The sequence below is a fragment of the Streptomyces sp. NPDC023838 genome (assembly GCF_040639555.1).
Taxonomy (GTDB): Bacteria; Actinomycetota; Actinomycetes; order Streptomycetales; family Streptomycetaceae; genus Streptomyces.
This window is the reverse complement of the sequence record NZ_JBFAAD010000045.1, coordinates 20,816-33,742: the sequence shown is the minus strand read 5'-3', so window position 1 is coordinate 33,742 and position 12,927 is coordinate 20,816. Positions and strand designations below refer to the sequence as shown.

At 69.4% G+C, this 12,927-nt stretch carries 12 protein-coding genes and 1 pseudogene; 8 read left to right on the top strand and 5 right to left on the bottom strand.

Annotation, left to right across the window (positions count from 1 at the left end):
• The first annotated feature begins 104 nt into the window (after positions 1 to 104).
• The 4 genes from AB0G17_RS33675 to era all read left to right on the top strand — a co-directional run bounded on the left by AB0G17_RS33675 (position 105) and on the right by era (position 4,168).
• The gene (locus AB0G17_RS33675; protein ID WP_361390851.1) at positions 105 to 581 is read left to right on the top strand and encodes a hypothetical protein; all 477 of its coding nucleotides are present in this window, start codon (positions 105 to 107) and stop codon (positions 579 to 581) included.
• Between the two features lie 274 nt (positions 582 to 855).
• Positions 856 to 2,178 (top strand): beta-xylosidase, encoded by a 1,323-nt coding sequence (locus AB0G17_RS33670; protein WP_361390849.1) that lies wholly within the window; start codon positions 856 to 858, stop codon positions 2,176 to 2,178.
• A gap of 59 nt (positions 2,179 to 2,237) precedes the next feature.
• A complete protein-coding gene (locus AB0G17_RS33665; RefSeq protein ID WP_361390847.1) occupies positions 2,238 to 3,173 on the top strand; it encodes a DUF916 domain-containing protein in 936 nt (311 codons plus the stop codon).
• A gap of 53 nt (positions 3,174 to 3,226) precedes the next feature.
• On the top strand, positions 3,227 to 4,168 hold the full coding sequence (gene era / locus AB0G17_RS33660) for a GTPase Era (RefSeq protein ID WP_361390845.1): 942 nt from the start codon (positions 3,227 to 3,229) through the stop codon (positions 4,166 to 4,168).
• A gap of 317 nt (positions 4,169 to 4,485) precedes the next feature.
• On the opposite strand, the gene AB0G17_RS33655 is transcribed toward era, so the two are convergent.
• Genes AB0G17_RS33655 through AB0G17_RS33645 form a run of 3 tightly spaced genes read right to left on the bottom strand, consistent with a single transcriptional unit; the run spans position 4,486 to position 6,707 of the window.
• Positions 4,486 to 5,286 (bottom strand): GNAT family N-acetyltransferase, encoded by an 801-nt coding sequence (locus tag AB0G17_RS33655; protein WP_361390843.1) that lies wholly within the window; start codon positions 5,284 to 5,286, stop codon positions 4,486 to 4,488.
• Positions 5,287 to 5,332: 46 nt separating this feature from the next.
• Positions 5,333 to 5,599 carry a protealysin inhibitor emfourin gene (locus AB0G17_RS33650; RefSeq protein ID WP_361390841.1) on the bottom strand — a complete coding sequence of 89 codons (267 nt, stop codon included), beginning with the start codon at positions 5,597 to 5,599 and terminating at the stop codon, positions 5,333 to 5,335.
• 46 nt (positions 5,600 to 5,645) lie between these two features.
• A complete protein-coding gene (locus AB0G17_RS33645; protein ID WP_361390839.1) occupies positions 5,646 to 6,707 on the bottom strand; it encodes a M4 family metallopeptidase in 1,062 nt (353 codons plus the stop codon).
• Positions 6,708 to 7,029: 322 nt separating this feature from the next.
• Between AB0G17_RS33645 and leuA the strand changes: the two genes are divergently transcribed.
• Both leuA and AB0G17_RS33635 read left to right on the top strand, forming a co-directional pair.
• Positions 7,030 to 8,829: a 2-isopropylmalate synthase gene (leuA, locus tag AB0G17_RS33640; protein WP_361390837.1), complete on the top strand. Its 1,800-nt coding sequence runs from the start codon at positions 7,030 to 7,032 to the stop codon at positions 8,827 to 8,829.
• Positions 8,830 to 9,025: 196 nt separating this feature from the next.
• A complete protein-coding gene (locus AB0G17_RS33635; RefSeq protein WP_361390835.1) occupies positions 9,026 to 9,703 on the top strand; it encodes a TerB family tellurite resistance protein in 678 nt (225 codons plus the stop codon).
• Positions 9,704 to 9,850: 147 nt separating this feature from the next.
• On the opposite strand, the pseudogene AB0G17_RS33630 reads toward AB0G17_RS33635, so the two are convergent.
• A pseudogene (locus AB0G17_RS33630) lies at positions 9,851 to 10,080 on the bottom strand (hypothetical protein); the annotation flags it as partial.
• A gap of 216 nt (positions 10,081 to 10,296) precedes the next feature.
• Between AB0G17_RS33630 and AB0G17_RS33625 the strand changes: the two are divergent.
• Positions 10,297 to 10,650, top strand: coding sequence for a hypothetical protein (locus AB0G17_RS33625; protein ID WP_361390833.1), 354 nt, complete (start codon positions 10,297 to 10,299; stop codon positions 10,648 to 10,650).
• A gap of 146 nt (positions 10,651 to 10,796) precedes the next feature.
• Here AB0G17_RS33625 and AB0G17_RS33620 read toward each other — a convergent pair whose 3' ends face one another.
• Complete coding sequence (locus tag AB0G17_RS33620) at positions 10,797 to 12,530, bottom strand: hypothetical protein (RefSeq protein ID WP_361390831.1); 1,734 nt, start codon at positions 12,528 to 12,530, stop codon at positions 10,797 to 10,799.
• Between the two features lie 144 nt (positions 12,531 to 12,674).
• Here AB0G17_RS33620 and AB0G17_RS33615 point away from each other — a divergent pair, with 144 nt between their 5' ends.
• The gene (locus AB0G17_RS33615) at positions 12,675 to 12,824 is read left to right on the top strand and encodes a hypothetical protein (RefSeq protein WP_361390829.1); all 150 of its coding nucleotides are present in this window, start codon (positions 12,675 to 12,677) and stop codon (positions 12,822 to 12,824) included.
• Positions 12,825 to 12,927: the final 103 nt, after the last annotated feature.

Sequence of the window (12,927 nt, the reverse complement as noted above, 5' to 3'; positions counted from 1 at the left end):
ACGGTTTCACGCGCATGCGCATGCGCTTCAGCGCGGCACTCGCCATGTCCCGTACGGGAAGCACGCGACATCTCCCGGTACGGGAAGTACGGGAAGGGGAACCGATGTTACGCAAGAGGCCACTGGTGCTCTCGGCGCTCGCCGCGGGCGGCCTGGCCACCGGTGCACTGGTGCTGGCCCCGACGGCCGCGGCCGTCTCCCCGGGGTCGGCCAACGAGGTCTACGCCTGCGGTTTCTACGGCGGGGGCGAGGCGACGCTGACGGCCACCCAGAACGGCACGGCCGCCACCGTCACCCTCACCTCCTCCGAGATCACCACCCCGGTCGGGGTGGGCGCGGACTCCATCACCACGACGCTGACCATGGCCAAGGCCGGGGGCGGCACCGTGGTCTTCAGTGGGAAGCGCAACCCCGCGATGGCGGCGGGCAGCGGGGTCACGGTCGGCCCGCTCAGCGGGACCGTCTCGCCCGGGCTCTCCCTCAACGCCCACCCCGGCTCGGTCAAGATGCTGGTCTTCGGGATCCCGGTGACCTGCACCTCGACGGCGGCCCAGACGCCCGGGCCGTTCGTGTTCAGCTGACCCTGTTCGGCTGAGCCCAGCCGACCCTGGGGACGTGTCCAGCCCCCCACGCCTCACGGAACCGGCGCCGCCGCCAGCGGCGTCGGTTTCCCGCTGCCGTGAGCGGACCACGATCCACCGCTTGACCTGCGAGAACGCGGATCTTGACAGTATCTGATGGCCCATCAGTCAAGGGATTTCGATTCCATTGACTTCTTTTGGCGCCCCCAGGTCAATGGCTCCCTGCCGGCGCAGCCGAGCCGCTGCTGCGCCACAACCGCAGAGGGGGGCAGTCATGCCTTCACCACGAAGACGGCGCCATTGGGCCGCCTTGCTGGGAGCCGCGGCGCTCATGGCCGGAACCGGAGCGCTCGTCGCGCCCGCGCAGGCCCTGGCCGCGACACCCGTCGACTTCGCCACGCACTGCGTACCACCGCCCATCGCGGGCATCCCGCCGATCGACGGCACCACGAGCGCCCAGATCAGCGTCGACAACGCCATGCCCAAGGTCGGCGACACGGTCACCGTGACGTACACGGTCACCAAGCCCGCCGCCGGAAACCCGGTGGACCTGGCGCTGCCCGCCGACATCATGACCCCCACCGGAAAGGTCGCCCTCGGCGGCGCCCAGTCCGGCGACGTCACCGTCGCGGGCCCCAAGAAGAACGATCCGGTGCCGGGGAAGGGCGCGTTCCCGCCGTTCTCCATGACCGGTACGTTCACCGTCACCGCACCCGGCGCGATCACCCTGTCGCCCGGCGACTACAACATCCACACCAGCTACATCATGGAGCTGGACACCCCCTGTACGGTCACCAGCCCGCCCGCACCCGTCTCCGAGACGGTCACCGCGACCAGCGGCGGCCAGACCAACCAGCGGGCCGTCCAGCTGGGCACGGCCTCCGGCAAGCCCGGCGACAGCGTCACCGTCACCGGGTCGAAGTTCACCGCGGGCGCGACCGTGACGGTCGCGGGCCGGGCCGGGGCGGCCGAGACCGCCGACAAGACGACCGTGACGGCGGACGCGCAGGGCGCGTTCTCCGCCGCCCTCACGGTCAACGACAAGGCGACCAGCGGCATCGTCGCCTACGAGGGTGCGAGCTGGAGCGACGACAAGGGCGCGGGCCCGGCGGCGTACAGCGTCCTCGACACCACCCCGACCCCGCCGAACAGCCAGAAGCTCACCTCCTCGGTCAAGGCGGGCACGCTCTCCATGGCCCAGGCCGGCGACGCCGTCTCCATGGACGCCGTCGACTTCGGCAAGGGCGGCTTCTCCCGCGGCTCGCTCCAGACGGTGACGGTCCAGGACTTCCGCGGCGGCCCCGCGGGCTGGTCCCTGACCGGCAAGGTCACCGACTTCACCGGCCCCGGCGGGGCGAAGATCGACGCCGGAAAGCTCGGCTGGACCCCGGTCTGCGCCACCAAGGCCGGTTCCCCGTCGACCTGCGCGGCGGGCTCGCCGGGCACCGTGGGCAGCGCGGGCGCGACGCTGGCGACCACGCCCAACGCGGCGCTCGCCGGCGGAGAGTTCACCGTCGACGCCCGGGTCTCGCTGAACGTTCCGGCGTTCACCGCACCCGGCGCGTACTCCGGCGTGCTCACGCTGACGCTGGCCTGATCCACCCGTGGGCCGGGCGCGCACCCGGCCGGCCCACCCGTTCCCGGGGGTTCCGCACTGTGCGCAAGCTGTACGTCCTCCTGCTCGCCGCGGCCGTCCTGCTCCTCGGCACGCCCGCGCGCGCCGCCGACAACGGCAACTGGGCCGTCTTCCCGGCGGCCACGGGCGCGGACCGGCGCCCGTACTTCTACCTCTCCGCCGACCCCGGCGCCACCCTCACCGACAAGGTCACCGTCACCAACAAGACGGCCGCGCCGATGTCCTTCCGGCTGTACGGGGCCGACGCGTACAACACCGAACGCGACGGCGGGTTCGCCGTGCGCACCCAGCGCGAGCCGCAGCACGGCGTGGGCGCCTGGACCAGGCCCGGCCGGACGGCGGTCACCGTCCCGGCGCACGCCTCGGTCACCGTGCCGTTCACCGTCACCGTCCCGGCCGACGCGGAGCCCGGCGACTACCCCGGGGCGCTGGTGGCCCTGGACGAGAAGGTCGCGAAGGGGCGCGGGGACCTGGCCATGGGGGTGCAGCAGGCGGTGGGGGCGCGGGTCTATCTGCGGATCGGCGGCCCGGCCGTGCCCGCGCTCGCGGTCGAGAACGTCTCCCTCAGCCAGCACCGCCCCCTGGTGCCGGGCACGGGAAAGAGCAGGACCGTCATCTCGTACACGCTCCACAACCGGGGCAACGTCACGCTCGACCCCAAGGTCGAGCTGAAGGCGAAGGGCCTCTTCGGCCGTACGCTGCTCAGCCGCGCGCTGACCAGGATCCCGGCCGAGCTGCTGCCCGGCCAGCAGGTCCGCCTCACCGAGCCGTGGGCGGGCTCGCCGCAGCTGGACTGGGGCGACGTACGTCTCACCGCCAGCGCGAAAGGCGTCACCGGGTCGGGCGGCACGTCCTTCCTCGCGCTGCCCTGGCTGGGCCTCGGAGTGCTGGTGGCGGCCCTGGCGGCGGGGGTCGCGGGGTGGAGGCTGCGGCGGGTGCGGGGGCGGCGGGGCTGAGCGCGGGGCCCGCGCGTACAGCGGGGCCTTTCGGATCGGGGAGAATGGGCGGCATGAGCGCTCGTACTGTTGAGAACAACGCCCCCCACCGGGCCGGCTTCGCCTGCTTCGTCGGCCGCCCCAACGCGGGCAAGTCCACCCTCACGAACGCTCTCGTCGGACAGAAGGTGGCGATCACCTCCAACCGTCCGCAGACGACGCGGCACACCGTCCGCGGCATCGTGCACCGCCCCGACGCCCAGCTGATCCTGGTCGACACGCCGGGCCTCCACAAGCCGCGCACGCTGCTGGGCGAGCGGCTGAACGACGTGGTCCGTACGACCTGGGCCGAGGTCGACGTGATCGGCTTCTGCATCCCGGCCGACCAGAAGCTCGGCCCCGGCGACAAGTTCATCGCCAAGGAGCTCGCGGGGATCAAGAAGACCCCGAAGATCGCGATCGTGACGAAGACGGACCTGGTCGACTCCAAGGCGCTGGCCGAGCAGCTGCTCGCGGTGCAGCGGCTCGGGGACGAGCTGGGCTTCGAGTGGGCGCAGATCGTGCCGGTCTCGGCCGTCGGCGACCAGCAGGTCCAGCTGGTGGCGGACCTCCTGGTCCCGCTGCTCCCCGAGGGCCCGCCCCTCTACCCCGAGGGCGACCTCACGGACGAGCCCGAGCAGGTCATGGTGGCCGAGCTGATCCGCGAGGCGGCGCTGGAGGGGGTACGGGACGAGCTTCCGCACTCCATCGCTGTGGTGGTGGAGGAGATGCTGCCGCGCGAGGACCGTCCCGCGGACCGGCCGCTGCTCGACATCCACGCGAACGTGTACATCGAGCGGCCGAGCCAGAAGGGGATCATCATCGGGCCGAAGGGGAAGCGGCTCAAGGAGGTCGGGATGAAGTCGCGCAAGCACATCGAGGCGCTGCTGGGTACGCCGGTGTTCCTCGACCTTCATGTGAAGGTCGCGAAGGACTGGCAGCGCGACCCGAAGCAACTCCGCAAACTGGGCTTCTAGCCCCACACCACCCCTTCCCGCTGTGACATGTGCGGCTCCGCCGCGTGGCCTCCGGGGGCGGGGGTGGGCTGAGGTGATCTCCCGGGGGCTGCGCCCCCGGACCCCCGTTGCGGGGCCTGCGGCCCCTGCGCCCACGCTTCGTTCGGCTGCGGACCGTGCTGGGTTGCTCGCGCAGTTCCCCGCGCCCCTTAACTGCGCCCCTGCGGGGCGACCCGTAGGGGCGCGGGGAACTGCGCGACCAGCCCCCACCGGCCCGCAGCCGAACGAACCCGGCCGCCCGCCAGAGGGCTTTAGGGAGGGGGCGGGGTGGGGAGAACTCACGCCTCGGCTATCAGCGCCGTCCCCACCCGCACGAACCCCAGCCGCCCATAGATCCGCGCCACCGCATCGTCCCCCGCCGACAGGAACACCGTCGACGCCCCCCGCGCACGCGCGTCCGTGACCAGGGCGGACGTCACCGCCTCCCCCAGACCCCGCCGCCGCGCCGCCGGCACCGTGCCGACGCCCACGATCTCCGTCACCGGGCCCACCGGATTGTGCATGCCGGAGCAGAGCGGGAGGCCGTTCTCGACGGCCGCCGCGACCGACGTCGCGCCGGCCCTGATCCGCTCCGCGACCTGGGGCGCGCGGCCGTCGCCCGCCCGGGCGGTGATCTCGGCGGCCAGCTCGGCGGGGCCCGAAGGACCCACCGCCGTACCGGGCGCCGCGAACGCCAGATGGGGGACCACCAGGGCCGCGTGCAGAAGCGGATCGTCCGCCTCCAGGACGCGGACCAGCGGGTGCGGCCGGGGCGCGGGCGCGTCCGGGGCCAGCACCATCAGCGGGTGGGCGTGGACCGAGAGGCCCGACGCCTCGACGGCCGCCCGCAGCCCGGGCGACACCTCCTCCACCCACTCGAACGCCTCCGGGATCCCCAGCTCCCGCTGGCGCGCCCGCACCTTGTCCACGTCCGCCACGGACACCGGCCCGGCGTGGCCGAGCGTGGGCCGGGCGTAGAAGGGCCAGCCCGCACCCTCCCGTACGAACAGCGTCAGCGCACCGAAGTCCTCCGCGCGCGCGGAGGTGCGCGGCGCCGCGTCGTAATAGCGTTCCAGCAGGGCGAGTTCAGGCGTCGTCATGCTGTGAATGAAAGCAAGACGACCCCCGCTGCGCACCTTCTTTCAGCTACGCACCTTCTTTGAGCACCCGCGACACCAGCGTCCGCTGCGCCTCGGACAGCCGGGGGTCCGCGCAGTGCACCGTGCGGCCGTCGACCGTGATCTCGTAGTGGAATCCGTCCGGTACGCCGGGGGAGGGCTCGGCCCGGCCGTCGGCGAGGGCCGCCTCGGCCAGGGCCTGCCACTCCGCCGCGTCGGGCCGGCCCGAGGTGTCGACCTCGGCCCGGCGCTCGATGCCGGCGAATCCTCCTGTGCGGGTCACCTGGATGCGCATGCTCCCTGTCTAGCAGCGCACCGCCCCCGCGTCAGCCGGTCCCGGCTCAGCCGGTCTCCACGCCGACCTGGGACCAGGCCTTCAGGACGGCCTGGAGTTCCCCTCCCTCCCCGTAACGGGCGCGCGCCGCCGCCACCGTCAGGCGGGCGAAGTCCGCGAACAGGGCCTGCTTGCCGAGCTCGCCGCCGGTCAGCACGTCGTACCAGATCTGGCCCGCCCGCTCCCAGGCCTTGCCGCCCAGCGTCTGGGCGACCAGGTAGAAGGCGTGGTTGGGGATGCCCGAGTTCAGGTGCACGCCGCCGTTGTCGCGGCCGGTGGTGATGTAGTGGTCCATCGTCGCGGGCTGCGGGTCCTTGCCGAGGACGTCGTCGTCGTACGCCGTGCCGGGCGCCTTCATCGAGCGCAGCGCCGTGCCGGTGACCGCGGGGGCGAGCAGGCCCTGGCCGATCAGCCAGTCGGCCTGGTGGGCATCCTGGTCGAGGGTGTACTGCTTGATCAGCGAGCCGAAGACGTCCGACATCGACTCGTTGAGCGCGCCCGGCTGGCCGAAGTACGTCAGGTTCGCCGTGTGCTGGGTGACGCCGTGGGTCAGCTCGTGCCCGATGACGTCGACCGGGATTGTGAAGTCCAGGAAGACCTGCCCGTCGCCGTCCCCGAACACCATCCGCTCGCCGTTCCAGAAGGCGTTGTTGTAGCCGGCGTCGAAGTGGACGGACGCGTCCAGCGGCATCCCGGCGCCGTCGATGGAGTCGCGCCCGTACGCCTTGAGGTAGAGCTCGAAGGTCGCCCCGAGCCCGGCGTAGGCGCGGTTGACCGTGGCGTCCTCGACCGGCTTGTCGCCCTCGCCGCGGACCTTGCGGCCGGGCAGCGCGGTGCCGTGCCCGGCGTCGTAGATGGTGCGGTGCGGCCGTCCCTCGACGGCTTCGGCGGGCGGGGCGACCGTGGGGGCGCCGAGCACCGTGGTCAGCCGGCGGGCGGTGCGCTGGGCGGCGTCCGCGACGAGCGTCCTGCGGGCGATCTCGGAGAGCGCGGGGTCCTCGGCGGTGGCCAGTCTGTCGAGGACGTGGGGCGGCACGATGGTGCAGAAGACGGGTGTATGCGCGTTCATGTCGCGACAATGTGGCACTGGGTCATGGGGCTGTCACTACTCGCCACCATGATTGGTTCCCGGCCAGTCCGGCCGGTAGGCGTTGGCCAGGACCGGGACTTTGGTCCCTGGTCCCTTCGGCCACGTCCCGCATACTGAAACGGGACCGGCGCTTTCGGCGCCCCTCGGCTAGGCTGCGGCACATCATGCGTTTCGGGCTGCTTCTCCTTAGCTGCCGCGGCGAGGGCCTGTAGTCGTAGGCCGACCCCCTCCCCGCGGGATCTGGTGCTGCTTCGACTCAGTCGGCCGTCCTACCCAGAAGGACCCCGAGGAGCCCTACGCAATGTCTGAGAACTTCGTGTCTGAGAACTCTGTGGCTGAGAATCCTGTTTCTGTCGGTCGTCCCACGCCCGTCACCAACGCGACCCACACCCAGAAGCCCTCCGGGATGCCGGTCCACAAGTACGGCCAGTACGAGGCCGTGCACATCCCCGACCGCACCTGGCCCGAGCGGCGGATCACCAAGGCGCCGCGCTGGCTCTCCACCGACCTGCGCGACGGCAACCAGGCCCTGATCGACCCGATGAGCCCCGCCCGCAAGCGCGAGATGTTCGACCTGCTGGTGCGCATGGGCTACAAGGAGATCGAGGTCGGCTTCCCCTCCTCCGGCGAGACCGACTTCAACTTCGTACGCTCGATCATCGAAGAGGGCGCGATCCCCGAGGACGTGACGATCTCCGTCCTGACCCAGGCCCGCGAGGACCTGATCGAGCGGACCGTGGAGTCCCTGCGCGGCGCCCACCGCGCCACCGTGCACCTGTACAACGCCACCGCCCCGACCTTCCGCCGGGTCGTCTTCCGCGGCTCCAAGGACGACATCAAGCAGATCGCCGTCGACGGCACCCGGCTGGTGATGGAGTACGCGGAGAAGATCCTGGGCCCGGAGACGACCTTCGGCTACCAGTACAGCCCGGAGATCTTCACCGACACCGAGCTGGACTTCGCCCTGGAGGTCTGTGAGGCGGTCTGTGACGTCTGGCAGCCCGAGGAGGGCCGCGAGATCATCCTCAACCTGCCCGCCACGGTGGAGCGTTCGACGCCGTCCACGCACGCGGACCGGTTCGAGTGGATGAGCCGCAACCTGACCCGCCGCGAGTTCGTCTGTCTGTCCGTGCACCCGCACAACGACCGCGGTACGGCGGTGGCGGCCGCGGAACTGGCGATCATGGCCGGAGCCGACCGCATCGAGGGCTGTCTGTTCGGCCAGGGCGAGCGCACCGGCAACGTCGACCTGGTCACCCTGGGCATGAACCTGTTCAGCCAGGGCGTCGACCCGCAGATCGACTTCTCGCAGATCGACGAGATCCGCCGCACCAGCGAGTACTGCAACCAGATGGAGGTCCACCCGCGCCACCCCTACGCGGGCGACCTGGTCTACACCGCCTTCTCCGGCTCCCACCAGGACGCCATCAAGAAGGGCTTCGACGCCATGGAGGCCGACGCGGCCGCGAAGGGCGTCACCGTCGACGACATCGAGTGGGCCGTCCCGTACCTGCCGATCGACCCGAAGGACGTCGGCCGCTCCTACGAGGCCGTCATCCGGGTCAACTCCCAGTCGGGCAAGGGCGGTATCGCGTACGTCCTGAAGAACGACCACAAGCTGGACCTGCCGCGGCGGATGCAGATCGAGTTCTCCCGGATCATCCAGGCGAAGACCGACGCCGAGGGCGGCGAGGTCACGCCCGGCCAGATCTGGTCGGTCTTCCAGGACGAGTACCTGCCGAATCCGGCCAACCAGTGGGGTCGCGTCCAGCTGCGATCCGGCCAGACCACGACCGACAAGGACGGCCGGGACACCCTGACCGTCGAGGCGGTCGTGGACGGCGTGGACACGGTCCTGACCGGCACCGGCAACGGTCCGATCTCGGCCTTCTTCGAGGCGCTGGCCGCCATCGGGGTGGACGCCCGCCTGCTGGACTACCAGGAGCACACGATGAGCGAGGGCGCGTCCGCGCAGGCCGCGTCGTACATCGAGTGCGCCATCGACGGGCAGGTCCTGTGGGGGATCGGCATCGACGCCAACACCACGCGCGCCTCGCTGAAGGCGGTCATCTCGGCCGTCAACCGCTCGGCCCGCCAGTAGCCCCAGGCTGTGAACGGCGCCCCACCGGCCTCCGGCGGCCGGTGGGGCACCTTCTTTGCGCCACTCCTCCCCTCAGGGTGCTGACGCCGCCTCGTCGATGTGGCTAACATCACGTCAACGCGGCAATGTTGCCGGTCCGTTACGGAGGTGCGCGGTGGTGCTAGGCCGGGGACACAACGGTACGAACCCTCGCGCCGTGGGCATCCTCGAACGCGTGTGGACGGTCAGGACCGCCTGGACCACCGTGGGCGACGGGGAGTTCTTCTGCCCGGAGTGCGGGGGCGACCGCAACTTCCGCCGCCGCACCGGCCGTCGGCGCCTGGCCGTCCTGGGCGTCCCGCTGCTGTCGCGCGGGGCCGCCGGGCCCGTGGTGGAGTGCGCGGCCTGCGAGACCCACTTCGGGACGGACGCGCTGGACCACCCCACCACCACCCGCTTCTCGGCGATGCTGCGCGACGCCGTGCACACCGTCGCCCTCGCCGTCCTCGCCGCGGGCGGCACCTCCTCCCGTACGGTCACCTCGACCGCGGCCGCCACGGTCCGCGCCGCCGGGTACGACGACTGCACCGAGGAGCAGCTGATCACCCTGATCGAGGCGCTCGCGGCCGACACCGGGCGCTTCCTCACCGCCACCGAGGCCGACCCGTGCGGCGCGGCCCTCGCCATCGAGCTCCACGAGTCCCTGGAGCCGCTGGCCCCGCACCTCGCCCCGGCCGGCCGCGAGTCGATCCTGCTCCAGGGCGCCCGTATCGCCCTCGCCGACGGCCCCTACAGCCCGGCCGAGCGCGAGGTCCTCACCACGGTGGGCGGCGCGCTCCAGCTGTGCGCGGACGACGTGGCACGGCTGCTGGCGGCGGCCCGCACCCCGTCCTGACACCCGCTTTAGGAGTTTTTCTTGGGCAGAGCTGTGACCTGCGGAAACGTCGGCGTTGAGGTGCCTGAACTGGGAAAACACCCCTCCGTAGTTCTCATGCGTTCACGGCGATTCCCGGCGTCATGTGTGCTGAATGCGTTCTGGGCGTCAATGAGCGGGGGCTGCTGTCCCGGCACCTGCGATGCGCAGCCGGGGCGCGCACTTGATGACTTGGGTGGGTCGGCAGATGGGTTCAAGCAGTTGCAGCGGGCACGGCTCGCCGTGGAACACCTGACGGGTACGCCAGTCGCGATGGGCGGACGCAAACAAGGGCGTGCGCCGGGCTGTGGGCCGACGAGCGGGCGACCCGCGAGCGCTATGACGTTGCCCCTTCTCGCCCGCAGCGACACCAACGCCGACAACGCCACCCACCATGCGCGAGAGCACCGTCAAGGCACGTCAGCCGCATCCTGACCGTGCTGGACTTCACCAACCGCGTCCAGGCCGCCCTAGCCAACCCAGCACCTGCCGGATGCCTTGCAACTCCGCGAACTTGCCTAGTTGATCACCGACTTCAGGGAGCACATCGAGTCCGCGAAGATTATTCTTACTCGATGGACGCAGACATCTATCCTCCTCAGGCCGTGGCGAGAGTTAAGCATGTGAGCGAAGATCAAACTACAGCGTTCCTTGAGTTGCGCAATGGGAGTATCGCCACATGCACAACCTCGGAAGAATTCCGTTTTGAGCGCGGAGATATTGTCTTTATCGATGTTGAGCATAACGACATCACTCTTGCCCCTGATGAACTCTGGGACGAGGAACCTTGGGTTGGCGTCGTTCGTTTGCTGTCGCCGGGGCAAGTCGGGCGTGGCAGCTCATCGGGGCGTCTCCCGGCGGCACTATCGCACTGCCTAATTCGCCAGTGTCAGAACCAGAGTCGAATTCGGGAAGCGAGAGATATCTAGACTCCGAGTTTGTGGCGATTTACTGGTGACGGGATGGGTGCCTCACTCAGCGGGGATAAGATTTTCCCTCGCACCGCCTACGACACCGAAAGACGAGCCTGACGTGGGCTACGAGATGGAGGAGGCCGCCCAATCAGGGGGAGCCCTTACCGTGGCACGGCCACTGCCACAAGTCTGCCGTCCCCAAGGTGGAGCCAGCCCCGGCCAGGAGCGAGAGGGCGACCGACAACGGAGTCTCCCGTCTTGATGCCGATCCAATCACCAGCGTGCCGCTCCTGAGGAGACAGCAGGAGTCCGCGGTGGGCTCTCTTCGCTTTGCCTAACCAGGGGTAGCTCGGCCCGAGCTTGTCTTCATCGCCGGCTAAGACCAGCGCTAAACCCTCTTCGAAGCCATGCTCTAGCAAATTCCGCAGTACACGCCGGGCATCGCACTCGCCCAAGACCTCCGCGTCGTCCATCACGACAACGACCGGCTCCTCAGCGGACGCCACTGACAGGGCCTCCTCAAGTTCGTCGTGCCCGATGTCGCCTTGATCGAAGCAAGCAACCACGCCGTCCCGATCGGCCAACTTCCGTAGAGGCGACGGCCTGGGCGTGGCCAAGGCGAGCTGGGCGCCAGATGCGAGGAGGGAGCGTGCGATGTTCACCAGCGCCGTGGAGCGACCTGACTTTGCGGGCCCGGCCACAACGAACGCGGGAGCAGTACCGGAGGCCAGATCAGGGCCATATGCGGCCAGGTTGTCGCCCCCGACACCCGCAAGTGCCCACAACCTCGGTGCCGCCGGATCGCGCATGGTCCACGCTTCATCGAAGCTGATGCTGGACGGCAATGAGGCAGTGCGTTGCTGCACCTCCAACGCGTCATGGGCTGCGTCCCACAGACCGAGCAACAGGACGTGATCCTCTTGCGTCAGGCTCGCCATGTGGGAGAACGCGACAAGTGCCTCCCGCTCGGGCAGCTCATCGTGGGTGTACCAGCGGATCCACGCATCCGACGAGATCCCCGTCTGCTCCTCCATATCGGTGAAGGACCACTTGCGCTTCAGCCTGTGTTCGTCAAGGCGGCGATGCAGCGTGACCAACTCCATCCGCGCCGGGGAGCGGTCCACCTCGAACTCTCTGCTCTTCACTCCGTAGAACGTCGCGTTCGCCGGCCGTTGCTCCTCTGCGGCGTCAGCCATCCTGACGAAGCCTTCACTACGGCGAACTACACCAAGGAACACTCTCAACGCGTCCTTGTCGTGCCACAGAGCCTGCGCCGCATTGAGGATCAGTCCCTTCAATGACTCATGTGCGTAGTTGAACTGCGCAGAGTCTTGGCTGGCGTTGGCCGGTGTCTCCTTGCCGGCTGGTGGCTCTTCTGCTGCCTGCCCACCTGGGGCTCCGGCGTCCTGCTTCGGCAAGCCCTCGGAAGGGGCAGTCGCGTCGTTCACGTCACCGTCTCCGGCGGATGCTGTGGTATCTGCCGGAGGGTGTACTGATGCTTGGGCGACCGTTTCCCTGACGACCTGCTTCCACAGAGCCTTGAAACGATCAACTTGGGCGTCTACGTCGCTGTGTCGAGCGAATTCGGCCAGGACACGGGCGATCAACTCAAGGCGGCCCCACGGCGGTAAGTCTGGCTTCTGGAAAGTGTCCAACACTGCTTGGTGATTCACGATCCAGTAGTCCTGCACGTCCTTCCCGACACGGTCGCGAATAGCGCGTGCTGACGGGAGTCCCGCGTCCAGCCTCAGATCGTGGAGCTCGTCGTTCAGCTTCTTCAGGTCAGGCTGGTCAGCTAGATCGGGCCTCTTCCACGGCTGAGCGACCACTATCTCTGCCCCCTCCTGGTGCTTCTGCATCGTTTCCAAATCAGGCGCGTTGGCGCCTGCACTCACGGGCGTCAGGATCTGTCATGCGTGTCATGCAACTGCTGTTCTTGGCCGATGCTGTCAGCGATCGTCTTGAGTCGTCAGGGCCGCCCGGGAAGCACCCACGCTGGATGCACAACCCAGTCGGTACCATACGGAAGGTAGATCCTCATGGAACAGATCAGCGTGCGCCTCGTAGTCCTTCTGCTGGTCGGAGCCCTCGTCGTCGCCCTGACGCTGCATGCACCCGAATTCGGCGCGGCCTTGGTGGGAGCCACTGCAGTGGTGGCACTACTTGCCCAACTCATGGGCCGTGAATGACCCTGCCGGAGCGGAGAAGCTTGCAGCGATGGGCTACCTGATCTCCCATGTGGGTCGATACCTTGCGGACGGCTCCACCGAACCCAGAGCACATCTGCGGCTT